Genomic DNA, 25153 nt, shown 5'->3' on the forward strand with positions numbered 1-25153 from the left:
CGCTGAATGAAAGAAATCCGCTATTCTCCCAGCGCCTCGGTCTCGAATGCCGCTTTGAAGCCTGTATTGGTCTGCCCCGTCTCATTGAAGAAGGGCAGTCCAAGAACGGTATAGTCACGGCCTTGGAATACGGTCTCAAGTCGGGCCTTGGCTTTCACTTGCTGTAGGAAGTCCTGCTTCCAGTCGTCTTGCGGGCGCAACTGGTCGCCCTTAGGTTCGATGAATAGCTGCAAGATCGTGCTGCCTTCCTCGCCCTTCTTCCTCAAAAACAGGACGAAGTCGGGTTCAAAGGCGCGTCCGGTGTCGAAGTCGTACAGCTTCACCGCCTTCTCGTTCCGCAGCAGGTAGAAGTCGTCATAGACACCGCGCAACCGGGCTTCCTGATCGTGCATGTATTTAATGAAGTGCTTTTCCTGATCGGTGCCGTAGCTGTCGTCATAGGCGTGCCAGTCCTTGCCGCTCAGGTCGATCTGGTCCAGCCCCGGCACATTGCTTTCGGTCCAGCTTAGCCCGGTTTCGCCTTCTATCCGCAGTTTCAGCACCTTGTCAGTGAAGCGGTCCTTGATGGGATAGGGCTTGAAGTCCTTAGTGCCGATATACTCGACACTTTCGCGTTTCACGCCGCTTTCGATCTGGTGCAGAACGTATTGCGCGATGTCCAGCTTTTGCCGCGCGGTCAGGTTGTCCAAGTCATCGGGCAAACCGCGCACGCTCACTGTCACGCCGCCCAGATAGGTATCGGAGGTGACAAACTGCGAGGCGCCGGCCAGTTGCGGGAAATAGGTCCGCAAGTTGGCGAAGTGGAAGAAGTCGTTGGCGTCCATCGCGAAGCCCAGAATGGCCCTGCCGAAATCGGCCAGGTTGAAGTCGCGGGACACGGGTTCCTTGCTCGACGGTTTCAGCGTCAACTGTCCACCGCCAAAGGCAGAGGCTTCCATCACCCTGCCTGTCATCAGGTTGGGATATGTGAACGGGCCTTCGATCTTGTAGGCGTCCAGCCCGGCCACACCGTCGCGCGGGTTCTTTACCCGGTCATTCGTCCAGACGTATTCCCTGCCATATAGAGAGGTCTGCTTGAAGCTGTCCTTGAGCCTCAAGCGCACCGTCCGGGCGGTGTCGTCCAGCATCCCGGTTTCGCGCAGCGCATTGCGGATGTCTTGGATGTACTTGGGGTTGTGGGAACAGTGGTAGTGCAGTTCCTCCAAGATGCGCAGGGGCGTGTCCACCGCGCTGTCATACTTGCGCTTTTCCCGTGCTGCGTCCGGTTGATCCGGGGCGATGAACGGAAAGTACCGCGCCCCGCGTCCGATCAACTGCGCCTCGGCCATCGTGGTCTTGCCCACCTTGTTGGCATTGCCGTCGCGCGTATCGTAAAGCCGCACAATGTCGAACAGGTTCAGGACGTCCCAGCCTTCGTTCAACTTATCGACGGCAAAAATCACTCGTATCTCGTTGTCGCGGTCCTCCAAGGCGTTGAGTTCAATTTGCCTGTTTTCCAAATCCTTGGGGTTGTTGACGTTCACAACCTTCTCGGGGGCAAAATCCCCCTGTAGTTCGCGGACAAAATCTGCGCCGCTCATGGCCCGTTCGTCCATGATGAAGGCGAAGGCCCGCGAAAGCGTCTCATCGCTCTCAGAGGCCGCTCTGAGGGCGTCAAGCGCCTCACCAGTCAGTCCCGCCACCATTGCCGTGAATACGGCCTCGTTGTCGCCGCTGTCCTTGATTGTCTTGGACTTCATCAGGATCACCGGCTTGCAATGCAGCCCGTGCGTCTCGGCCACCTTGCGGCGGTACTGGCTAAGGACCATTGCCTGCATCATCCGAGCCTCGGGCGGCAAATCGGCCTGCCGCAACTCGATGTCCTTGGAATAACCATCTTCCCGAAACTGCCGCAGCGAATAGTCGTACAGTATCTTGTCGGCATATTTCGCGCGGATTGCCTCGTGGCTCAGGTCCACGGTCGCGGTAAACTCCAACAGCATGTTCTCGGGGTGCTGCCGGAAAATCTCGGAAACCGTACCTTCCCAACTGGCCTTGTACTCGGCCTCGCCCTTGGTCAGCGTCTTCTTGGTCTCGGCGTTCAGATGGTGCGCTTCGTCCGAGATCATCACCACCTTGTAGTCGCGGAAGTCTTCGATGGTGACGGCATTCTCTTTCGGGTTCTGCATCCGCGTGTGCAGCCCTTGGATGGTGGTGAAGTGGATGTTGATCGCATCGCCGGATACCGCGTCGAAGGTATCCACCGCGCGGATGTCCACGGGCTTGTCGTCAATGCGGATTGTGTCCGCGAAAAGGTGCTTGGCCGATGCGGGGTTGAGGAAGTTTTCCTTGGTCTTCTCGATGATCTGAGCGGAGTTCACGAAGAACAGGAAGTTGCGATAGCCGCGCCGATAAAGGTCAAGGATCAGCGCCGCCATCAGCACCGTCTTGCCGCTGCCTGTGGCCATGTGGAACAGCAAGTGCGGGTTGGACGGCTTTTGCGGGAAGTCCTCGACAAAGAACAGGAACCGTTCCAGCGCGGTTAGCTGATACGGGCGCAGGGCGATGGTCGGGGCAAGGTTGCCTGTGATGTGGTCGGGGATGTCCTTTTTCAGCAACCCCATATCCGCCGCAGCAGTCAGCTTATCGTTGAGGGTCTGGCTCATTGTTCCAGCCCGTAGAAAGAGCGGGTCGCACGGGCGTCTTCGTCCGAGATGTCAAAGTCCGCATCGCCAAGGGAGCCGAGATTGACGTAGAGGTGGTTGGCATCAAGGCAGTCCATCAACACACGCTTGGCGCCGTCCAGCGGAAGCGTGGAGAAGTCGTCAGTCTCAAAGGCGCTTAGGTTCACGTCATAACGCAGATAGCCGGTGGCCTGGATGTCGGCATGAATGGTTTGCAGCGTGGCCATGTCCGGGGCCGCTTCGATCCGGTCAGCGAAGGCGGAGTTGGAAGCCGCAAGTTCGGCATAGACAAACGATCCGCCGCCTTGCCATTCGACGGCTTTGGAAATGCCGCCCTGTTCGCCTTCGATGACTTTCTTGAGGCGTGAAGCCGGAAGGTTACGGATATAGTCGAGTTGTTCGACAGCGATCCACTTGCGGCCCAACTTAAACGCCACCGATGCGGTCGTGCCTGAGCCTGCAAAGAAGTCGAGCACGATGTCACCGGGTTTAGTCGCGACATGCAGTATGCGTTCCAGCAGACGTTCAGGCTTAGGCGTCAGCTTATTGGCTTCCTCAGCGCCAAAGAGTTCATACACTTCGCGCTTTGCTTCATCAGTATGGCCCGCTTCATCATGTGGCCACCAAGTCCATGGAGCGATACCTTCTATGTCTTTGAGAAACTGCTTTCTGGATGGAACCGCATCGCCATTCTTGCCAAAGTAAATGCGGTCGTCCGCAAGAAGGCGTTCATACTCAGCCTTTACGACTTTCCAACAGGAACCCGCTGGCGGTTTGTGCACCTTCCCACTTGGCGCGACGATCTCATACATCTGGTTAGGCCGATAGCCTTGCGCAGACAGAGAAACACCCCGCCACAATCCGCGCGGGTCATCATTGGGATTTGAGTAAACCGACTTTTGCTTCTCACCTAAGGGGAGTTTGTTGAAGGTTGCTTTGTATGCTTCTGGTATCTTGGAAAATAGCAAGATGTGATCATGCGCTGCACCTATTGCAGTCCGGTTTTCGCGTGAGTACCGCTTTTGCCAAACAACGTTCGCAATGAAGCAATCCCGCCCGAACACCTCGTCCATCAATACCTTGCAATAGTGGGCCTCGTTGTCGTCCATATTGACGAATATCGTTCCGTCCCGGCTCAAAAGCTCCTTGGAAACCTCTAAGCGGCTGCGCATGAACGTCAGCCAAGCCGAATGATTGAAGCGGTCGTTGTATTTGAAGCCGTCTGAGCCAGTGTTATAGGGCGGGTCGATATAGATCAGCTTCACCTTGCCCGCATAGCGCGCTTTCAGCGAATGCAGCGCCAGCAGGTTGTTGCCCTTGATAAGCAGATTGTCGTCCTCCGACACCGCGCCCACGGGCTTGGCCTTGCCCGCTGCCACGGCCTCTGCATCCCAGCGTTCCCAGCCGGTCAGCACCTTAGGCTCAAACAGCCGCGTAATGTCGTCCGGGGCCAGTGTCGTGTTCCAGAACACCTCGTTGCGGCCCCGGTCCTCTTTCGTCATGCCACCTTCCAGCACGCAGTCCTTGTAGGGCCACGCCAGCACCACGTCGCGCGACTGGCTCAAGTAATCGCCGCGCCTGTCCGTCAGGCCGATGCGGTTCTTGAAGGCGGTGTAGCTGTCGGGCAGGAAGGCTTTGTTAGACACGAAGTCCTGAAACTTCACCTTGTCGAAGACCAGCGCCCCCGCCACTTCGGTGAAGAAATGCGCCTTGATCGTGTCAGACTGCATCAACAGTTCCAAGAGCCGCGCATCCATGTTCAGCGCCGCCTCGATCACCGCATTCTTGAGGATCGCGCCATCCGAGATGAACGCCTGTTCGGCTTGGAGCAGCGTGGTCAGGTCATCGAGAAGGTTTTGCATGGATGGTCGCCCCTGTATCGGTCTTTTCGCCCTTTGTGCCTGACGGGACAGGGAAAATCCAGCAGCAAGAAGTCGGCTGCCTGCGCACTGGGCTTTCAGCCAAAGCTGGCTTCTCGGCTATTTGCTTAGGGAGATAATGTTACCTCCAAGCTCACGGGCCGTTGCAACGATTTCCCACGCCTCCATCAACTTCCGCCGTTTGTCGAACAAGTCCGACCGGGCGTAGGCGGCTTCTGCTTTGTCTTTGATGCCATGCGCTAGCGCGGCTTCGATCACTTCGCGCGGGAAACCTGTTGTTTCGCCCGCCCAATCGCGGAATGTGGATCGGAAGCCGTGGACGGTGATGTTGGTGCGGTCCATGCGGCGCAGGACGGCGGTCATGCTCATGTCGGAGATCGGTTTGCCGGGTTTGGCCTCGCTGCCGAAGATCAGAGCATTGTCGGGGGTGCCTTCGGTTCGCTGGCCAAGCAATTTCAGGGCGGCGTCAGTGAGTGGCACACGGTGTTCCTTTGCCGCTTTCATCCGTCCCGCCGGGATGGTCCAGACCTTTGCCTCCAGATCAACTTCGCCCCACGTCATGCCGCGCGTCTCGCCCGACCGTGCCGCCGTTAGGATCGTGAAGGCCAGCGTCCGCGCAGCCACGCCTTCGCGCTGGGCGAGGTCGGTCATGAAGTCTGCAATCTGCACATGGGGCAAGGCGGGATGATGTTTCACCGCGCGAATCTTCTTTGGCTTCGGCAAAAGGTGATCCAGATGCCCACGCCAACGGGCAGGATTGTCACCAGACCGGATACCCAGAGCGGATGCGTAGTCAATCACGGCTTCTATGCGCTGGCGAACCCGATTGGCGGTTTCAGGCTTTGCCGCCCAGATCGGGGTGAGCGTGGAAATCACGTCCGCCGTTTCGATCTTGGCGACCTGAACCGCGCCGATCTTGGGGAAGACGTAGGCCTCCAACGTCGCCGTCCATTGGGCGGCGTGTTTGGCGTTCTTCCAGCCGGGACGTTTGCTTTCGATCAGCTCCAGCGCAGCTTCGCGGAAGGTCTTGGGCTTTGCCTGCTGTTTCTTAGTGATCGGGTCTTCGCCTTCCGCAATCAGCCGCCGCGCCTCTGCCGCGCGGTCGCGGGCCATGGCGAGACTGACGTCAGGGTATGCGCCAAGCCCAAGATCGCGGCGGCGTCCTTGCACTTGGTAGCGCAGAACCCATGACCGTGCGCCGGTGGGCTTCACATAGAGGAACAGGCCGCGTCCGTCGCCGTGCCGCCCCGGTCCTGCGGTCTCTACTTTTCTGGCATTGAGCGGCATGGCGTTCCCACATTTGTTCCCACACTTGGTTACGATTTAAGGCGGACGTGCGCGAACTTCAATGGAGGTGCGTGAATTTATTTCATTGTTATTGTTTGGTAAATTTGAACGTAGGCGAACAGCGCCAACTGTGCAGCTACACGAGTTATACGGACTGAGCCTCCGCCACTTCACGTGGGTTTCCCAATCAATTTCTATCGCTTGCTCTGCAGTGCCGCTCTTTCGGTCCGTCGTTCACGTTGTTTTGCCACATAATCTGCATCACAGAACTGGTGTGGCGGGCGCGGAATGTTGGTCGTCAAATGCGGTGGTGTGTTTCATTTGCGGCGGGGTGTTCGCGTCAGTTTCGAGAGCGTCGATGGCCGGACGTCGGTCTGTGTGAGCCTCAAGGCAGACTCCGAGATGATGACCAGTGCGAAAGCTCTCACGGTCTGGAACTGGCTCGTGAAAGCGTGCGAAGACGCGATGGCTGGCCAGTCCTTCGAGGCTGTCAAAAGTTCAAGTAGGCCCCGAAGTTGGCAGTGGCCAGCGGTTTTGAATACATGGGTAGCGCTTAGGTCGCAAAACTGATCAGAAAGAGTGACTTGCACGGGGCGGGGCGATCGGAGCCGGCGTGGCAAACACCATTGTGCAGGCGGTTGCGGTTCAGGTCGGCGTGGAACGGCCCAAGCTTAAGGTCTCGAAGGCGCTGAATTTCGGAACCCGCCACGGGCATCAGTATTCCACGAAGTCGAGTTGGCAGGAGATCGGTAGCGCTGACCAAATTTTAGGTCCTTGAGTCTGGTCGAAAACTCCGAGGCGTGCCGCATACATTATCAAATTTGGCTCTGAAGTCGCGCACCCGCCAAACCACTTTCTGGCGGGTGCTTTTTCCAAGCGGCTTACTCCGCAGCCGCAACGCCGCCGATGGCGTACATGCCGTCGTGGTCCTGACCCAGCATCATGATGATTTCATCACCGGGCTGCATGCCTTCGGGCAGGGTGACGCCATCCATCATCGGCATGTCCATGGTCATCGCGGGCCAGCCGATTTCTGCAATCGGACCATGGCTGACGTTGATTGTGCCGTCGCCAATCGCGTTCAGGGTTGCAGGTGCGTGGACCATGTCTTCGGCCATGGGCATGGCAGAATGATCCATGCTGGAGTGGTCCATCTGGGCCACAGCGCCAGAGGCGACGGTCAAGGAAAGTAGGGTCATTGCAAGAAGCTTACGCATGAGGAATCTCCGTTTGATTGCTTTGGTTTATTAGTGGGCCGCGATGGCTGAGGTTTTGCTGTCCATCTCGGGGTTTGACAGGTTGCGGTTGGTGCGGCGCAGGGTGATCTGCTTCCAGATCACAAAGAGCGCGGGGATCACGAACAGGGTCAGCAGCGTCGCCGTCGCCATGCCGCCAATCATCGGGGCGGCAATGCGGCTCATGATTTCAGAGCCGGTCGCAGTGCCGTACATGATCGGAATCAGGCCAGCGAAGATGGTCGCGACGGTCATGACCTTGGGCCGGACACGCAGCAGGGCGCCTTCGAACACGGCCTCTTGAATGTCATGACGGGTCAGGTCGATGCCGGTCGTGCGGGCCTGCTTGATGCGTTTGTCCCAAGCGAGATTCAGGTAGAGCAGCATCATGATTGCCGTCTCCACGGCGACCCCAGCCAATGCGATAAAGCCGACCAGAACAGCCACCGACAGATCGAAGCCGAGATACCAGATCAGCCAGACCCCGCCCGCCAGCGCGACAGGCAAGGCGGCCAAGATGATTGCGACTTCGGTCATCCGGCGGAAGGCCATGAAGAGCATCAAGGTGATCGTCAGCAAGGTCGCAGGCGCCACAAGGGTCAGGCGATCGCGCACCCTTTCAATGTATTCGTACTGCCCCGACCACGCGATGGAATAGCCTGTGGGCAGGGTCAGTTCCTGCTCGACCGTTGCGCGGGCCTCGGCGACATAGCTACCCAAGTCACGGCCCGCGATATCGATAAAGACAAAGCCTGTGCGCCGCGCATTCTCGGACCGGATCATGCCGGGACCGTCCACGACCGCAATGTCAGTGACCGCACCAAGAGGCACATGGGCGCCGGACTTGGTCACGATGGGCAAGTCGCGCAGGGCTTCGGGACTGTTCCGCCAGTCCTGCGGGTAACGCAGGTTGATGGGATAGCGCTCCAGCCCCTCGACGCTCTCGGCGACCTGCATGCCGCCGATGGCCGTCTGCACCACCATCTGGACATCGTTCACCGACAAACCATAGCGGGCCGCAGCATCGCGGTTGACGTTAATCTCGACAAACCGCCCACCCACAGGACGTTCCGCATAGGCCGAAGCTGTCCCTTCGACCGCGCCAACGATGCGCTCGATCTCGACGCCGATGCCTTCGATCACGGACAGGTCCGCGCCGGTGATCTTGACCCCCACGGGGGTCTTGATGCCAGTGGCCAGCATGTCGATCCGGTTCTTGATCGGCTGAATCCAGACGTTGGTGACACCGGGCACCTGAACGATGCGGTCCAGCTCGTCGCGGATTTTCTCCATCGTCATGCCGGGGCGCCAGTCCTCTTCGGGTTTTAGCTGGATCGTGGTTTCGATCATGGTCAGCGGTGCAGGGTCGGTGGCGGTTTCGGCGCGCCCCAGTTTGCCGTGGACAGTTTTCACCTCTGGCACGGTTTTGATCAGGCGGTCGGTCTGTTGCAAAACTTCTCGCGCTTTGCCGATGGACACACCGGGATAGAGCGAGGGCATATAAAGGAAGTCACCCTCTTTGAGTTCGGGCATGAACTCGGTCCCGATCCGTTGCATTGGCCACAACATTGAGGCAACCACGACGACCGCCATCGCCGACGTTGCCCACGGCCAAGCCACGGCCGCATCCAGAAACGGGCGATAGGCCCAGATGCACAGACGGTTCAGGGGATTGCGATCCTCGGCCAAGATGCGACCACGGACGAACCAGCCCATCAGCACCGGAACCAGCGTGATGGACAAAATACAGGCCGCTGCCATTGCGTAGGTCTTGGTAAAGGCCAGTGGTTTGAACATCCGGCCTTCTTGGCTTTCCAGCACGAACACCGGCAGGAAGCTGACCGCGATGATCGCCAGCGAATAGAACAGGGCAGGGCCGACTTCGGAGCAGGTTTCAGAGACGATCCGCCAGCGGTTCTCGGGCGTCAGTTTTTCGTGTTCCAAGCGCCTGTGCATCGCCTCGATCATCACAATCGCGGCGTCGACCATGGCCCCGATCGCAATGGCGATCCCGCCAAGGGACATGATATTCGCGTTCACCCCTTGCAGCCGCATCACAACCAGCGCCGCCGCAATCCCCAAGGGCAACGACAGCACGATCACCAGCGACGAGCGCATGTGCAGGAGGAACGCCCCGCACACCAGCACGACAACGATGAACTCTTCGGTCAGCTTGTGCTGCAGGTTTTCAATCGCGCGCTCGATCACGCCAGAGCGGTCATAGGTGGTCACGATCTCGACCCCTTCGGGCAAGGACGGGCGCAGCTCATCCAGACGGGCCTCGACCGCGCGGATCGTGGCCAAGGCGTTTCCGCCCCAGCGCATGATCACCACGCCGCCGGTCGCATCGCCCAAGCCGTCGAATTCCCCAACGCCTCGGCGCATTTCAGGACCCATCCGCAACTCGGCCACATCGCCCAAGGTCAGGGCTGCGCCGCGCGCATTGATCTTGAGCGGGGCCTTGGCCAGTTCGTCCAGCCCGCTGACATAGCCGGTGGCGCGGACCATAAACTCGGCCTCGCCCATCTCGATCACGCTGCCGCCAGTCTCTTGGTTCGAGGACTGGATGGCATCGCGCACTTCGGTCAGGGTCAGGTCATAGGCGCGAAGTTTGTCCGGATCGATCACCACCTGATACTGGCGCACCATGCCGCCAATGGTGGCCACTTCGGACACGCCGTCGATCGTCTGAAGCTCGTACTTCAGCCACCAGTCCTGCAGGCTGCGCAGCTGCGAGATGTCGTGATTGCCCGTCCGGTCGATCAGCGCGTATTGGTAGATCCAACCCACACCGGTCGCATCGGGGCCAAGCTCTGGCGCGACGCCATCAGGCAGACGCGATGTGATCTGGCCCAGATATTCCAGCACCCTCGAACGCGCCCAATAGAGGTCGGTCCCTTCTTCGAAGACGACATACACATAGCTGTCCCCAAAGAAGGAAAAGCCCCGCACATCCACCGCGCCGGGCACGGCCAGCATGGCGGTCGCCAAGGGGTATGTGATCTGATCCTCGATCACTTGGGGGGCCTGCCCGGGATAGGGCGTACGCACGATCACCTGCACTTCGGAAAGGTCGGGAATAGCGTCCACGGGGGTGGTGCGCAGGGCCCAGATGCCAGAGGCCCCCAACACCAGTGCAAAGAGCACAACGATAAAGCGGTTCGCGATCGACCAGCGAATAACAGCCCCGATCATTGGCCCAAATTCCCTGCAACTGGTGCGCCGACCTCTTGCAGGACCAGCGACATATCCGGCTGGCGCGCAAAGCCCAGAGCCGCTTCTTGGCCGATGGGCAGAGCGGCGGGATCCAGATCTGCACTGACCGCAAAGTCCATGGTCATTCCGGGCATGCCGATCGCCTTCATCGGGCCGTGAGTGATGCTAGCCAAGCCAGTTGCGGGATCAATCGCATTGATGGTGCCGACCGCCTCGATCAACGGGGCGGGCGCCGTGGCCTCTGCCAGTTTCAGGCTCATGTCGGGGCCCTGCTCAAAAACAATCGGGACTTCTTTGCCAATGGGCACCGTCGCGGGGTCAAGGCCATCGACCAAAGCGAACTCCATCGTCATGGCGGGCATCCCGATGGGCTTGAGCGGTCCATGCGAGATGGTTGCCATCCCTGTTTCAGGGTGCAGGGCGGTGATTGTGCCTGTCGCCTCGATCTGGCGGGTGGGCGGGGCATCGGCCGTCGGTTCGGCGGGGGCGTCTGCGGCACGGACGGCCGCGATGGCGAACATAACGTCAGCGTCTTTGGTCAGGTCAAACTCCACGGGGACGTTCAGCGGTACGGTGTTGGGATCCAGATCGACGACTTCCATATCCATGGTCATCGCGCCCCAGCCCAAGGCGGGGATCGGATCGTGCGACATGGTCAGGCGCCCGTCCGGCGTTACCGCCAAAGCGATGCCCCGTCCGGTAGCCGCGACGCCATCATCGCCAGTCATAGAACCGATCCAAAACTGGCCATCGGAGCCGCGATGCAAGGTGACTTTGACCTCGGCCCCGACGGTGACACCGTCGAGCATCACGTCCTTGGCCAAGGCAAAGCTGGTCTGCATCGCAGGCCAATCCAGTTCGGTGATCGCATCGTGATGCAGCACCAGTTTGCGCGCCTCAGCGTCCACTGCGACCACCACACCAGTGGCCATCGCAGGGGCCTGATCGGTGGGGGCCATGCGCATCATGCCCGCATTCAGAACGCTTTCGCTGTCGATCAGGAATTGGGCCGAGGAGACGACCTCCTCGCCTGCGGCAAGGCCTTGGACGATCTCGGTCCGGCCACCTGCGCCAAAGCCGTCACGCAGGCCCGTCGTGACCAAGCGTGGGGCAAAACGGCCCTCTCCAGTGCGCAGGATCACCCGCTCGGCGCGGCCCGTGCGGATCACAGCCTCGGAGGGGACGGTTACGGCCAGATGGCGGTCGGTGTCCTCTAGCAGGACCGTGCCGAACATCCCCGGACGCAAAGTCCCGTCCGCGTTGTCAAAGACCAGACGGACCGGCAGCGTTCGGGTCCGCAGATCAAGCTCGGGATAGATGTAATCGACGGTGCCTTCGAAGACAGTATCCGGCAAATGTTCAAACTGCGCTTCGGCTCGCATCCCCTCGGACAGGCGGCCCAAATCACGCTCAAAGACTTCGGCGATCAGCCAGATATCGGTCGGGTTGGTCAGGGTTAGGGCCCGCACGTCGGGTTTCAGGTACATACCCTCGGCGGCCTCTAGGCCAACAACAACGCCGTCTTGGGGCGCATAGATCGCGATGTTGCGCTCGGCCTTGCCGGTTCGGGAAATCCGCTCGATCTGCGCGTCCCCCATACCGAGACTGCGAAGACGGTTTTTCGCGATTTCGACGATCCGCGTGCCGGGTTCGCTTTGATTGATGCGGACGAGTTCCGCAGTGGCAGAGCCAACCTCGGGTGAGAAGAGTTCAAACAGCAAATCGCCTTTGGACACCGTGTCACCGACCGCACGCACGTCCAGTCGTTCGATCCAACCCTCGACGCGCGTGTGGACATGCGCGGTGCGATGTTCGTTCCAGTCCACAAAGCCGACCGTCCGAATTTGCGAGGAAATCTCGTCTGACTGTGCCAAGGCCGTCCGCACCCCGATTGCGTTAATCTCGGCTGCGTCCATCCGGACTTCGGCGGGATCACCGGCGGGCTCATCACCTTCGTAGACCGGAACCAAGTCCATGCCCATTGGCGATTTCCCCGGTCCGTCGCGCCGGAAGTTCGGGTCCATCGGCGCAACCCAATACAGGATGGCCGGTCCGTCCGCGCCGCCAATGGGCGCAGAAAAATATAGTCTTTCCATGGCGACGCCGCCGCCAAGACCAACCCCCAACGCCAGAATGGCGAGGGCCGAATAACGTCCTTGCATGAAATGCCTCTTATGCTTTCGAGCGCCGTGTTGCGGCCAAGCAGGCGCCGCGCATCTCGCGCGGGCCACGAAATCCAAGGGTCATACGGCTGTCAGAGGCCGCGACTTGGATCAGCTCTGAATGCGTGGAGGTCGTTCTAGTGTCGCGCCCTCGTGGGATAGCGCGACCGGATGAGTCGGATAGGCTCGGGTGGCAAAGATGACAGGGTTCACGCCTAGGGCGGCGCCAGTAGAAACCTCGCAGCCTGCGCAACATATGGACCCGCTGCAGTCGGTGGTCTCATCGTCTGCTGGGTCCGCAAAGTTCGTCTTATGGTGGTGATGCGCTTTGCTTTGATCTGGCAACGACGTTTGCGCGTGATGTATACCATGCGCCGCAATCGACGCAGACGGTGCATCAGCGAAAGCTTTGTGCGGCACAGATTGCACCACAATCGCTAGCAACATAGCAACGATTGTGAGGCGTAGTCCCAAACGGGCAGACCGAAGGACCAACATCAAAGGATGGCGCACGAACATTGTCATAGGCGAAAGTGATCGTCAAAACGAGCGCGGCACGCAAGCGCTACGTTAGAACGGCAGCACACGATCTGATAACATTTGCGCGAAGCGCGCTACTTTGGGCACTTAGATGAGCAGTGTGCGCAGCCTCATTAACATCATCAGGTTTTCATTCGGCGACACACGCCCAAGAGGTACGTTCGAACTGCCTAAAAGTCGTGGAATGTTATTTGACGCCCTGACGCTTTTGGCTCTCTGGGATGACATCGATAGCCAGATACGTTTCTCAAGTGCCTCGTCAGTAAACACGCTTCTACAGGTTCTGGATCGATAGGCCGGATGACGGCAGCGCGTAAGCCGGGGGCTTCGCGATGCCCGTCATTCAACTGTAATGCTTTTCCTTCGCGGTCATTCGAGTGGTGAGCAGTTTTATTGCGCGCACGCGTATTGTCCACGAAAGCCTGCAGAGTATTCGGGACCCGCGCTGATGATCAGGTCATGGAGCCCCGCGTCCTCTGTTGAACGAATGCCCACGGTGATCGGCGCTGCAGCGTAGCCCTCTGCGCTGGCATCCAGACGCACTAGATCACCGCTGATTTTGACCAGAGCCGCTTCATCCGTTGTGACCAAGACTGGTGGACTGGTTTCGGTATAGGTGAATTGGCAGGTCGCGCCTTCGGGGAAGGCAAAATTGATCGCGTCGGGTGTCAGGAACTCGGGATCGATTTTCGCGACGACCTCTGTGGCGAGTGCCGTTTCCGCATCTACCAACTCTACCGAGGTCTGTTCGCTGGTCGCATCATTTTCGCCGTTTTCCGCGATATCGGCGATCAGGTAGCGCATTTCGGCGATTTCTTTGTCCTGCGCATAGATGATGTCATCGGCGAGTGTGCGCACACGCTGGTCTGTCAATTCGGCGCGCGAAGAGGTCATAATTGCGATCGAATGGTGCGGGATCATTGCACGCATATAGGACAGGTCCTGTACTGTGATCTGGGCGCGCACCAAAAACAGTGCGGCGGCAAAGACGACAACCGATCCGACGAAAATGCCAATGTTCATTGCACGGTTCTGATACATACCCAGCATCCACGCCAGCATCACCAGCGCCATCGCGGCGCCCATGACAATTGCCATGTACAGTCGGGTTTCAGAGAAAAAGATGTGCCCCCAAAGATATGTGTTCAGGTACATGAGCCCGAACATCACAATGGTTGAGGACGCAATCATTAGAAAAAAACGTGTATAGGCCAAAGCAGCATCTCCTATCTATCATCGACCTAACACCCTTCCACCGCAGGAGAGTTCCGTTCAAAAAGGCAAAAGTCCGAATTTTCCACTGAGTCGACGGAATGGGATGCGCTTTTGCCCACGCGTTAGGGCAGCGTCGGTCCGCCAGAGACAGGATGCAGTGATCTGGGTTGTGTTGCGTGTTTCACGCGTCCAACAATGACCCTCAGCCTTTTCGCGTGATCTCCGAGAGGTTCCTTAGCTTCGAGCGTTGGTAGAACAGATGAGCGAGCGTCAGAATGAGGACGCAAGCCACCGCGCCCAAGTAGCGCTCGTAGATGCCGTCGATGTCAGTAGGCAGGAAAAAGAAGACCGGTGCCGAGAGAACCCATAGAATGCCTGTGCCAACGAGGAGCGTGCGATATCTCGGGCTGGCCCGTGCCGCGCCGCGCGCCAGAGCAAAACAAGCGGTCGTCATGGAGACTCCGACGCCGTAGACCAAATAAACGTGGATGACCCAACCGTCATTGTCGTTGTCGCCGTATTCGTTGCGGGCCCCGATGAGGAAAACCAACAATCCAAAAACGATGAGCGCGATGATCCCCACGCTCCAGTCCCAAGCCCCGAGATGGACATGGGCGGCGCACACAGCCAATCCGATCAATGCGGCCGAAAAGGTGTAAAGCCCGATGTCCACGATGAACTCGTACCGACCCGCTCCGAGATCGCTTATGGTGTCGGCGATCCAGTCATGGTCTGGGACCACGAAATCCGCGACAAGGATGGACACCGCGAGCGCGACACAGCCCAAGACGGCCAGAATGCTAAGACCAAGCAGCAAGTACGGCTGCTCGACAACTTTGGCTGGCATTTGATGATCGGTCTCGGCGCTTGGCGACATGCGGTTTCCTATCTGAACTCGTGCACCGGATGACCTAGGACGAGGCTGCCGTTTGGAAATGGTCGTGTTCGGGATCGAACATGGGCGGCTGCGCGCAAGCTGTTGTCCTTTTAGACTTTAGGGCATCGATGGGCAGCCGCCCTCTGCGGTCAAGCGAGAGCTGCCTTCATACCTCTCAGGTATGATCGCATATCTCCCCGAGCATTGTAGGAACGCCATCGCATCGGCACGTTTGACGCGAATTGCCAGAGGGAGGAACGACTGTGCGCAACATTACCATTGAGAATATTACCGAGGCTGTCATCAATTCGATGGATGCAGGAATTCCCGCACGCAACATGGAAATCATGAAGGCCGCACTGAAGCACGTGCACGCCTTTATGAAAGAGGTCGATCTGACCTATGATGAGTGGCTAGAAGCCATGGAGTGGATGCGCCGCGCAGGCGAGATTTCCAGCGATGCCCGCAACGAATTTATCCTGATCTCCGACATTATCGGGGTCGAGGTTCTGGCCGATATGCTCGACAAGAAGCCGACCCACAACGAGACTATTTCCACGGTTCTTGGCCCGTTCTACCGCGAAAATCCGCCAGTTCTGGAAAAGGGCGCCTCGATCATCCAGAAGGACTTCGAAGGTCAGGAAACCGTCCGCGTGTCTGGCACCATCCGCGATACCGATGGCAACCCCGTGCAGGGCGTGACCATGGATGTCTGGGAAGATGCGCCGAACGGCCTGTACGAACAGCAGGACCCCGATCAGCCCGATTACAACCTGCGCGGCCGCTTTGTTACCGACGAAAAGGGCGAGTACGAATTCGTCGCGATCCGTCCCGTGCCCTATCCGATCCCCTATGACGGGGCTGCGGGCGAACTTCTTAAATACATGGGTCACCACCCTTGGCGTCCCGGCCACATCCACTTCATGATCATGAAGGACGGCTACAAAACCCTGATTTCGCAGATCTACGACAGCACCACAGAATACCTCGATAACGATAGCGTCTTTGCCGTGAAAGAGGAGCTGATCGGCGAGATGACCAAAGCCCCCGAGGGCGCGGACACTGACATGGTCATGACCTTTGACTTCGTGATCCGTGACAATGCGTTGATCGAAAGCGTCGCCGCCGAGTGATCGGCGCTGGCTGGACGGGAGTTTCCCTCCAACCTCCCTAGGAGCGGCGCGTTTGCCCGTGCCGTTCCCCAAACTGACCATCCGGAAAGCATTATGAACACGCCCCTCGCAGCCAAAGCGCTCTCTGGTCAGCCTTGCGATCATCTGGAAGAGGCCACGCGCGTCCGTGCGGTCACCTCTTGGATCGTCGAGGCACCGACCCGCCGCAAGCACAAACTCTCGAACACCTCGATCAGCTATCAGGGCTACGTCTTTGTCCGCGTGACGCTGGAAAACGGGGTCGAGGGGTTTGGCGAGGCATCGACTTTGGGTGGCCCCCGCTGGGCCGAGGAAAGCGTCGAAGCGATCAAAGCCAACATCGACACCTATCTGGCCCCCGCGCTGATCGGGAAACCGGCGTGTCTGCCAGAGGCAGCGGCGGGCGAGATGGCCAAAGCGGCCAAGCGCAACAATGCGGCAAAGTCCGCGCTGGACATGGCGCTGCTGGATGCGACGGGCAAAACACTCGAAGTTTCGGCCCATGTGCTGCTAGGCGGTGCGCGGCGGCGGTCGTTCTCTGCGATTTGGGCGTTGGCGTCCGGCGACGCGGGCCAAGAGGTCGAAGAAGCCCAAGGCATGATCGAAAAGGGGTGGTTCAACCGCTTCAAGATCAAGCTGGGCTTTGCCGATCCGGCGACCGATCTGGACCGCTTGGCTGCCTTGCAAAAGGCGCTGCCCGCAGGGACCGACATCATCGCCGACGTGAACCAAGGTTGGTCCGAGGCGGACTTCATCCGGTACATTCCTCGGCTCGCTGATCTTGGCGTGAGCCTGATTGAACAACCTTTGCCGGGCGGACAAATGGCGGCGATGGCGCGGATTTCTGCGCGGTCCCCCGTTCCGATCATGATGGACGAAGGCGTCTTTACCACCGAAGAGGCGCTGGACGGCTGCAATCGCGGTGCGGGCTCTGTGCTGTCGCTCAAGCTGTGCAAACACGGTGGGGTTCATCAGCTCAAACAGGTGGCCGCCGTGGCGCAGGCCGCTGGCGTTCAGCTCTATGGTGGTTGTCTGCTAGAAAGCTCGGTCGGGGCGGCAGCCCACCTGCATGCCTTTGCCACGCTGCCCGATCTGCATTGGGGGACCGAACATTTCGGCCCCAAAATCCTGATCGAAGACCTGTGCCGCAACGGCCTGAGATACGAGAATTTCGAGGTGCATTTGCCCGACGGGCCGGGGCTTGGCGTGACGCCGGACCTGGACCTGATCGAAAAATACGCCCGCAAAGACTAAGGAAATCCCAATGACGAGTGATCTACGTGACCGCTTCGAGGACATGGGGCGCAAGCTCGCTGCCAAGCCTCATCTTCTGCGGCTTGGTGCGCTGTTCTCGGAAACCGTTCTGATCGAAATCGACGGCAAAGAATACTATCTCGCGTTCCATCGCGGTGAACTGGAGCGCGTGACCGAAGGCCCCAGCCGCCAAACCCCTTGGCGGTTTGCATTGCGCACTGATGGCGAGGCACTGGCGAAATTCTGGGAACCGATGCCCGAACCTACCTTCCACGACATCTTCGGTTTTGTGAAAACCGGTCGTGGGCGGATCGAAGGGGACATTCTGTTGCTGGTGAAAAACCTGCGGTTCTTCAAAGAATTTATGGCGCTGGGTCGCCAAGAGGAGGCCACAGCATGAGCGCGCCAAATTACGAGCCGATCATTGGCCGCTACGTGACGATCGAGGTCGCAGGCCGGAGCTACCGCGTTTATGTGGAAGAGGCCGGTCAGGGCCAGCCTGTTATCTGCTTCCACACCGCAGGCGCCGACAGCCGCCAGTGGCGTCACATTATGAACGATGCAGAGTTGACCGCGAACTACCGCTTCATCGTGCCGGACATGCCGTGGCACGGAAAATCCCTGCCGCCCGAAGGCTTCGAAGAAGAAGAGTACCTGCTGACCACCGACGTCTATGTCGAAACGGTCCTGAAGTTGGTCGAGGCGCTAGGTCTCGAGAATCCGATCTACGCAGGGTGCTCTATGGGCGGGCGGATCGCGCTGCAACTGGCGCTGAACAATCCCGAGCCCTTCAAAGGCTTCATCGCGATTGAGGCGTCCGACTTCCAGCCCGCGTGGTATGACATCGACTGGTTCCACCGCCCCGATGCCCATGGCGGCGAAATGGGGGCCGCTCTGGTGTCGGCCAACATCGCGCCCCAAGGGCCAAAGGCGGAACGCTGGAACACCCAGTGGATGTTCATGCAGTCCGGTCCGGGTGTGTTTCGCGGCGATCTGAACTTCTACACCAAGGACGACAGTCTGGTGGGCAAGCTTGGCGGGATCGACACGTCCAATAAAGCGGTGCACATCATGGTCGGCACCTACGACATGACCTGCACCCCCGAAGACGCCAAGCGCACGGCGGACCAGATACCCGGCGCAACCCTTGCGGTCATGGAGGGGATCGGGCATTTTCCGATGAGTGAAAACCCCGCCACCTTCCGTCCGCATTTCATCGAGGCGCTTGCCAAGATGGGGTAGGGTGGCCACCGAGGGCCGCTCTTGGAATTCAAACGTCTGAAATACTTTATCGCCGTGGCCGAGGAGTTGCACTTCGGCCGCGCTGCCGTGCGTCTGGGAATGGCGCAGCCGCCCTTGTCACGACAGATCGCGGCACTTGAAGATCAGCTCGGCGTCAAACTCTTTGACCGTAGCCGCAACCAGATCAGGCTGACCGATGCGGGCACCGCGTTTTTGCAGCGGGCGCGGGATATCCTACGCGATCTGGACGGCGCGTATCGAGAGGCAAGGTTGATCGGCCAAGGCGGCGCGGGCCAGCTGCGGATTGCCTTTGTCGGGTCGGCCACCCATGGGCCGCTGCCGAGACTCATTCAGGCCTACCGGTCGAAATACAAGAACGTCGATCTGTCCCTGTCCTCGATGAACAACGCCGATTTAGAACGCGCCCTGATCCGCCGCGACATCGACATCGCTGTGGCCCGACCGTATCTAAGCGGGTCAGAAGAACTGCGTTCAGCAGAACTGTTCCGTGAACCGTTGATCTTGGCGATCCCTGATGGCTCACCCTTTGCGGATGCGGCCCGTTCTGTTGATCTGCGTGATCTGTCAGAGGAACCTTTCGTTCTCTATCCCCGCCGGCCAAGGCCTTCGTTTGCAGACTTCATCCTGCGGGTCTGTGCTGAGAACGAGGTCACCCCAAAGGATCAAATTTTTGCTCAGGACTACCAGACAGCAATATCGCTGGTCTCGGTTGGGGTCGGGGTCGCGATGGTACCAGAGAGCGTGTCGCGTTCGCCGCGCTCCGGCGTGGTTTACAAGCCCTATACAGGGCACAATCCGGGTACCAGTCTGACGGCCCACGCGCGGCTCGACAATCGCAAGCCGCAGGTGATGAACTTCTTTTCCCTGCTTCAGTCTTTTGCGCGGAGCGGGACAGACTAAGCGGGCAGAAGCGCCGATACAGAGCACGCAAGCACGGCGCCTCTCCGTGCCTGCGTCCCGTTAATGATCAGTATTTGTAGGACTGACCGCCGTCGATCGTGATGACCGCACCGTTCACGAAATTTGCCTCTCCGGACAACAAGAAGGCTGTGAGCGCCGCGACCTCTTCGGGTTTGCCGAAACGCTTCATCGGGTTGACCGAGACGAATTCTTCACCAACTTTTTCCCAATCATCGCCACCCATCTGCCGAAGCGATCCTTCGACCATCGCGGTCATGATCGCACCCGGCGCAATCGCGTTGATCTGAATTCCGTATTGGCCGTATTCGATTGCACTGTTGCGGGTCAGGCCGACGACGCCGTGCTTGCTGGCCGCATAGCCCGACTGGTTGCCGACTCCGCGAATGCCGCCCACGGACGCTGTGTTCACAATAGCGCCCGAGCCCTGTTCACGCATGACCTTGAGCACTTCGGCCATGCCAAAGAACACGCCATCTAGGTTGATCGAAACGACCTTGTGGAACTCGTCCGCGCCGAAGTCTTCGGTCAGGTTCTGCTTGCCTTCGATCCCAGCGTTGTTGAAGAAACCATCGATGCGGCCGAACTTTTCGATTGTCTTGGCAACATAGGCTTTTACGTCGTCCAATTCCGCGACGTTGGCTTTGACCACCACTACGTCCCCGCCGAGTTTGTCTGCCAGCGTGTCCAAGGCGTCTTTGTTCAGGTCCACGAGCACGAGCTTCGCACCCTCTTGCGATAGGCGCTCTGCCGTGGCCTCGCCTAGGCCGGATGCCGTGCCGGTGACGATGACGACCTTATCTTCAAAACGTTTCATCAGTACGCTCCTTCACTATAAATTCCACAATCCATGCGAAGGAGGTATGCCGTTAAAAATGAAGTGCAAGTGGCTGAAAATAATGCATTTACCAGTCATCAAAGGAATGAACAGACGCCTGTCAATCCACGCACGGAGTTGACAGGATTGTCATCGTCAGAGGCGGCTAGGAGGCATTCTTAGGGGCCGTGATCCGATGATAGTCCGAGGGTTCGCGGTGCATCGCAAAGTTAAAGATGTTTTCGCGGATTTCGGTGCAGCGACCCAAGTCGACTTCGGCCGTGATCACCTCGTCCCCGACGCCCTGCGCCTTGGCAATGATTTCGCCGGTTGGGGCGACGATGACACTGCCGCCGATCAGATCGCAGCCCTCTTCGTTCCCTGCTTTGGCCACCGCAACAGCCCAGAGGCCATTCTGGTAGCAGCCCGCCTGAACCGAAAGTTCGTTGTGGAAGTACTGCAAGTGGTCATGCTCGGGTGCGGGTGGGTAATGCAGGGGCGTGTTGTATCCCAGTACGACCAACTCCGCGCCTGCCAGGCCCAAGGACCGCCAGGTCTCGGGCCAGCGGCGGTCATTGCAGATACACATCCCCGCCTTACCATCGAACGCATCAAAGGCATGAAAGCCCAGATCTCCCTTTTCGAAGTAGTACTTCTCGAGGTGCTGAAAGGGCCGCCAGTCCTCGAATTCGAAATGACCGGGCAGGTGGATCTTGCGGTATTTGCCGATGATCTCTCCGGACTCGTCCACCATGATCGCTGTATTGAAATGGTGCCCATCCGGCGTGAGTTCTGCGTAACCGAGGTGAAATCCAATCCCGAGTTCACGCGACAGATCGAACAGCGGCTGGGTGTCCGCATTCGGCATCTCGGTCTCGAACCATTGGTCGATGTCGGCTGGGTCAGTGAAATGCCAGCGCGGGAAAAAGGTTGTCAGCGCCAGTTCAGGAAAGACGACGACCCGCGCTCCGCGGGCTTTGGCCGCGCGCATCAGGGCGCACATGCGGGCCACGGCAGAGGCGCGGCTTTCGTCCCGTGCAATCGGGCCAAGCTGCGCGCCAGCGACGATGAATTTGCGGCTCATTTCAGGCCTCCTGTCAGATCCAAGACCACATCGAGCAAGACTTGAGCGCCTGCCTCGATATACGTGGTATCGGTGTGTTCGTTGATGTTGTGGCTCAACCCCTTGTGCGAGGGGACAAAGATCATGGCGGTCGGGCAATTCGGGGCAAACATTTGCGCGTCATGCCCTGCGCCAGAGGGCATACGTTTGACGGGCAGTTGGCGGTTCTGGGCGGCGGTTTCGACCCGCGTAACGAGAGCGTCGTCGAAAACCACGGGCGCAAAGCGGGCGAGGGGACGGATGTCCAAGGTGCATCCGGCCGCCTCTGCGAACTGCTGTGCCTGAGAGAGAAGACGGTCCGTCGCCGATCTCAGGATGTCTCCGTCTGTGTTCCGCATGTCCACGGTCAGCCGCGCACGGTCTGGGACGACGTTGACAAGGCAAGGCGAGACTTCGAAGACGCCGACAGTGGCCACTTGCGGCTCACCGAGCTCTTGGGCCATCTCGTCTGCGAGCCGCGCGATCGCAAAGCCGACCTGTCCCGCATCGCGCCGCAGCAACATGGGCGTCGTGCCCGCGTGGTTGGTCTGGCCGCGCAAGGTAAATTCCGTCCAATGAATGCCTTGGACGCCCGTGACTGCGCCGATCTTTAGTCCCTCGGCCTCGAGCACTGGTCCTTGTTCGATGTGCAGTTCCAGATAGGCGGACGGGATGATGGGCAGGTCCTGTCCGGCATAGTCGATCCGGCGCAATTCCTCTCCGACCAGCGCGTCGCCACTGGTGGCGCGCGTTGACAGCATCTCGTCTAGGTCCAATGCGCCTTGATGCACGCCCGATCCCATCATGTCGGGGGCGAACCGCGCGCCTTCTTCGTTGGTAAAGGCGGCGACCGCGACCGGCAGGTCCGTTTCTGTTTCACTGGCATTCAGAGCAGCAATGACTTCGAGTCCTGCGAGAACGCCAAGCGCTCCGTCATAGAGGCCCCCTGTGGCGACCGTGTCGATGTGCGATCCGATCATCACCGGCGCACCTTCGGTTCGGCCTGCACGAATGCCCCAGATGTTTCCGATGGCGTCTATGAAGACCTCGCAGTTTAGTGCGTGCAGGCTCTTTACGAACCAATCACGGCCCGCTTTGTCGGCATCGGTCAGGGCTAAGCGACAGACCCCGCCGCCGTCTAGTGCGCCGATCGCGCCAAGCTCGTGGACAGAGGCCATCAAGCGCTCGATCGAAATCTGCGATGTCATGCGGCGCGGCCCCGCACTTCGTCGCCCGTCTCGCCGACCAGTTCGGCATAGAGGGCGGCATCGGTGTCGCCTTCGGTGCCGAACACCAACACCCGAGAGGTTGCAGATAGACCAAGCAACGCCGCAGACTCTGGGTCGGACAGAGCGGCCGAGAGACCTGCGAGACCTGCAACGGCGGACTCACCTGCGACGATCGGAGTATCGCCGTCTTTGGGGTAAGCGAGGAGTTTCATCGCGGCCACGGCAGACTCGTCAGTGACAGCCATCACCGCGTCCCCGTGATCGCGCAGAATGTCCCACGCGAGGGCAGAGACTTCGCCGCAGGCCAGACCGGCCATTAGCGTGTCGAGGTCCCCTTCGACGGCGGTCAGTGCACCCGCTTGGATAGACTCGAGGACACAGGCAGATTTGTCAGGGTCACACAGAACGACCGTTGGGCGGTCCGTACCGAACTTGCGTACAACATGGGCGGTTACGGCAGCGGCCATGCCGCCCACACCAGTCTGTAGAAAGATATGGGTCGGGGGCGTTTCAATCGCGTCGATCGCCTCGGCGGCCATTAGCTCGTAGCCCTGCATGACGTCTTTGGGCACTTCCATATAGCCGGGGTAAGAGGTGTCTGAGACCACAAACCAGCCCTCCTTGGTGGCCGTTTCCTGCGCCTCTCGTACGCTGTCGTCGTAGTTGCCAGCGCAGCGGATCACCTTCGCCCCATAGGACTCGATCGCGGCTTTTCGGCCTTCAGACACGGTGGCGTGGATAAAGATCGTGCAGTTGCAGCCAAAGGTTTGTGCGCCCCACGCGACAGAGCGCCCGTGGTTGCCGTCCGTCGCGCAGCAGACGGTGATCTGCGAGACCAGATCATCATGGGCGCGTCCGGTAATCTCGGACATAGGAACGGGCTGCCCAAGGGCTTCGGACACCTTGGCTTGCAGCAGGCGCGCCACGGCATAGGCCCCGCCGAGGGCTTTGAAACTGCCCAGACCAAAGCGTCCACCTTCGTCTTTGTAATGCAGAGCCGCGATCCCGAGGTTCGCCGCCAAAGCGGGCAGGGACACGAGTGGCGTTGGAGCATAGCCAGGCCAATCAGAGATGGTGTCGCGGGCGGCGCTGAGGCCTGCGTCCGACAGGATCGCATCCTGCGCTTCGGTCCAAGGATGGGTCTTCGCGGCCATCTGGTTCAGGGTGAGCGTAAACGCCGACGGGGTGCCAGCATGGCGCGTGAGTGTGGTGGTCATGTCGTCCTCGGGGGGCTTGCGGTTGGCTCGGGCGGCAGATGCGCCGCCCGAGCCGCTGTGATGGCATTTACTTTGCCGCTTCGATGGAGCTGAGCATCGAGTCCAGCATCTCGGTGCCCTCGGCGCCGTAGCTTTCCTCGATCAGAGCGCGCACGGCGGGTTGCGCCGCTTCGGCGAATTTGGCCTGCTCTTCGGGAGTGACAACGTTCACGTCCAGCTTGCCTTGCAGCGCGGGCAGACCCTTTTCCGAGGCTTCGATGACGCGCGACATGGAGCGGCCGGCATCGGTGGCCACATCAGCCGCCCACGAGATCAGGTACTGGTCTTCTTCGGACAGGGACTCGAGGAATTCCGAGTTCATGGTCCAAATGTAGGGCGTGATCAGGTGGTTGGTGATCGACAGGTATTTCTGCACTTCATCAAACTTGGCAAAGGCAATGATCGGCACAGGGTTCATCTGGCCATCTGCCACGCCGGTTTGCAGGGCGGTGTACACTTCGGCCCACGGCAGGGCGGTCGGCTGTCCCCCAAGGCTCGAGATGATCGCCTCGTGGGTGGGCAGGGTCATGGTGCGGATGCGCTGGCCGTCCATATCCGCGACCGACGAAATCGGGCCTTTGGAGGAGGTGAAGGCAAAGAAGCCGCCCGAGTCCAGCAGACCCAGCACTTTGAGGCCGGTTTTCTCTTCGAGGTCAGCCGAGAATTTCGCGCCGAACTCGCTGTCCATGTCGATCACTTCAGACGCGACCCCGATGTTCGGGAAAGCAAAGGGAATGTCGAACACGCCAACCAGCGGGTAGTGCTGCGCCATGCCGCCCGAGGACGAGATCACGGTTTCCACCAGACCCGAACGCACCTGTTCGATGACTTCGTTGTCCTTGCCAAGCTGGCCGTTGGCGAACAGTTGCACCTCGATGCGGCCGTTGGAGTTTGACTCCACGAGGCTTTTGAACACCGCAGCCATGGCGCCCGAGTGGCTGGCAAAAGGGTCTTCGGGGTTCAGGTGCGCGAGGCGGATGGTGGTGTCCGCCGCATAAGCTTGACCGGCGAGGCAGAGCGCAGCCACGGCAGTGGCGGTAGCTTTCAAAAAGCGCATGGTAGTTTCCTTTCCTGTTGGGGTGCTGCCA

Annotated in this window: 18 protein-coding genes; 5 read left to right on the forward strand and 13 right to left on the reverse strand. The window is 59.5% G+C overall.

Features of this window, described 5'->3' with window-relative positions; all coding sequences use genetic code 11:
• Nucleotides 1-20: 20 nt before the first annotated feature.
• From N4A58_RS09375 to N4A58_RS09410, 8 genes are all read right to left on the reverse strand, one after another.
• Nucleotides 21-2645: a DEAD/DEAH box helicase family protein gene (locus tag N4A58_RS09375; RefSeq protein WP_293709047.1), complete on the reverse strand. Its 2625-nt coding sequence runs from the start codon at nucleotides 2643-2645 to the stop codon at nucleotides 21-23.
• Nucleotides 2642-4525, reverse strand: a complete 1884-nt coding sequence (locus tag N4A58_RS09380; RefSeq protein ID WP_293709048.1) for a site-specific DNA-methyltransferase — start codon at nucleotides 4523-4525, stop codon at nucleotides 2642-2644. The genes N4A58_RS09375 and N4A58_RS09380 overlap by 4 nt, the downstream gene beginning before the upstream one ends.
• 117 nt (nucleotides 4526-4642) lie before the next feature.
• Complete coding sequence (locus N4A58_RS09385; RefSeq protein WP_293709049.1) at nucleotides 4643-5830, reverse strand: integrase arm-type DNA-binding domain-containing protein; 1188 nt, start codon at nucleotides 5828-5830, stop codon at nucleotides 4643-4645.
• An 881-nt stretch (nucleotides 5831-6711) separates the two neighbouring features.
• Nucleotides 6712-7047, reverse strand: a complete 336-nt coding sequence (locus N4A58_RS09390; RefSeq protein ID WP_293709050.1) for a copper-binding protein — start codon at nucleotides 7045-7047, stop codon at nucleotides 6712-6714.
• 30 nt (nucleotides 7048-7077) lie between these two features.
• Complete coding sequence (locus N4A58_RS09395) at nucleotides 7078-10260, reverse strand: CusA/CzcA family heavy metal efflux RND transporter (protein ID WP_293709051.1); 3183 nt, start codon at nucleotides 10258-10260, stop codon at nucleotides 7078-7080.
• Complete coding sequence (locus tag N4A58_RS09400; protein WP_293709052.1) at nucleotides 10257-12443, reverse strand: efflux RND transporter periplasmic adaptor subunit; 2187 nt, start codon at nucleotides 12441-12443, stop codon at nucleotides 10257-10259. Before N4A58_RS09400 ends, N4A58_RS09395 begins: the two co-directional genes overlap by 4 nt.
• A 930-nt stretch (nucleotides 12444-13373) precedes the next feature.
• A complete protein-coding gene (locus N4A58_RS09405) occupies nucleotides 13374-14198 on the reverse strand; it encodes a DUF305 domain-containing protein (RefSeq protein WP_293709053.1) in 825 nt (274 codons plus the stop codon).
• A gap of 202 nt (nucleotides 14199-14400) precedes the next feature.
• On the reverse strand, nucleotides 14401-15075 hold the full coding sequence (locus N4A58_RS09410; protein WP_293709054.1) for a DUF998 domain-containing protein: 675 nt from the start codon (nucleotides 15073-15075) through the stop codon (nucleotides 14401-14403).
• A gap of 263 nt (nucleotides 15076-15338) precedes the next feature.
• On the opposite strand from N4A58_RS09410, the gene N4A58_RS09415 reads away from it, so the two are divergent.
• The 5 genes from N4A58_RS09415 (at nucleotide 15339) to N4A58_RS09435 (ending at nucleotide 19643) form a co-directional block, all read left to right on the forward strand.
• Nucleotides 15339-16208 (forward strand): dioxygenase, encoded by an 870-nt coding sequence (locus tag N4A58_RS09415; protein ID WP_293709055.1) that lies wholly within the window; start codon nucleotides 15339-15341, stop codon nucleotides 16206-16208.
• A gap of 93 nt (nucleotides 16209-16301) precedes the next feature.
• Nucleotides 16302-17480: a muconate/chloromuconate family cycloisomerase gene (locus N4A58_RS09420; protein ID WP_293709056.1), complete on the forward strand. Its 1179-nt coding sequence runs from the start codon at nucleotides 16302-16304 to the stop codon at nucleotides 17478-17480.
• A 10-nt stretch (nucleotides 17481-17490) separates the two neighbouring features.
• A complete protein-coding gene (locus tag N4A58_RS09425) occupies nucleotides 17491-17880 on the forward strand; it encodes a hypothetical protein (protein ID WP_293709057.1) in 390 nt (129 codons plus the stop codon).
• A complete protein-coding gene (locus tag N4A58_RS09430) occupies nucleotides 17877-18722 on the forward strand; it encodes an alpha/beta hydrolase (protein WP_293709058.1) in 846 nt (281 codons plus the stop codon). The genes N4A58_RS09425 and N4A58_RS09430 overlap by 4 nt, the downstream gene beginning before the upstream one ends.
• Before the next feature lie 21 nt (nucleotides 18723-18743).
• Entirely contained in the window at nucleotides 18744-19643 is a 900-nt protein-coding gene (locus N4A58_RS09435) for a LysR family transcriptional regulator (RefSeq protein WP_293709059.1), read from the forward strand.
• 67 nt (nucleotides 19644-19710) lie between these two features.
• On the opposite strand, the gene N4A58_RS09440 is transcribed toward N4A58_RS09435, so the two are convergent.
• The 5 genes from N4A58_RS09440 to N4A58_RS09460 all read right to left on the reverse strand — a co-directional run bounded on the left by N4A58_RS09440 (nucleotide 19711) and on the right by N4A58_RS09460 (nucleotide 25122).
• Entirely contained in the window at nucleotides 19711-20478 is a 768-nt protein-coding gene (locus tag N4A58_RS09440) for a glucose 1-dehydrogenase (protein WP_293709060.1), read from the reverse strand.
• A 166-nt stretch (nucleotides 20479-20644) separates the two neighbouring features.
• Complete coding sequence (locus N4A58_RS09445; protein ID WP_293709061.1) at nucleotides 20645-21562, reverse strand: N-carbamoyl-D-amino-acid hydrolase; 918 nt, start codon at nucleotides 21560-21562, stop codon at nucleotides 20645-20647.
• Nucleotides 21559-22788 (reverse strand): M20 family metallo-hydrolase, encoded by a 1230-nt coding sequence (locus tag N4A58_RS09450; protein WP_293709062.1) that lies wholly within the window; start codon nucleotides 22786-22788, stop codon nucleotides 21559-21561. The genes N4A58_RS09445 and N4A58_RS09450 overlap by 4 nt, the downstream gene beginning before the upstream one ends.
• The gene (locus N4A58_RS09455; protein ID WP_293709063.1) at nucleotides 22785-24026 is read right to left on the reverse strand and encodes a diaminopropionate ammonia-lyase; all 1242 of its coding nucleotides are present in this window, start codon (nucleotides 24024-24026) and stop codon (nucleotides 22785-22787) included. The genes N4A58_RS09450 and N4A58_RS09455 overlap by 4 nt, the downstream gene beginning before the upstream one ends.
• 67 nt (nucleotides 24027-24093) lie before the next feature.
• A complete protein-coding gene (locus tag N4A58_RS09460; protein ID WP_293709064.1) occupies nucleotides 24094-25122 on the reverse strand; it encodes a DctP family TRAP transporter solute-binding subunit in 1029 nt (342 codons plus the stop codon).
• Nucleotides 25123-25153: the final 31 nt, after the last annotated feature.

The organism is Donghicola sp. (genome assembly GCF_025210255.1).
GTDB classification, from domain to species: Bacteria; Pseudomonadota; Alphaproteobacteria; order Rhodobacterales; family Rhodobacteraceae; genus Donghicola; species Donghicola eburneus.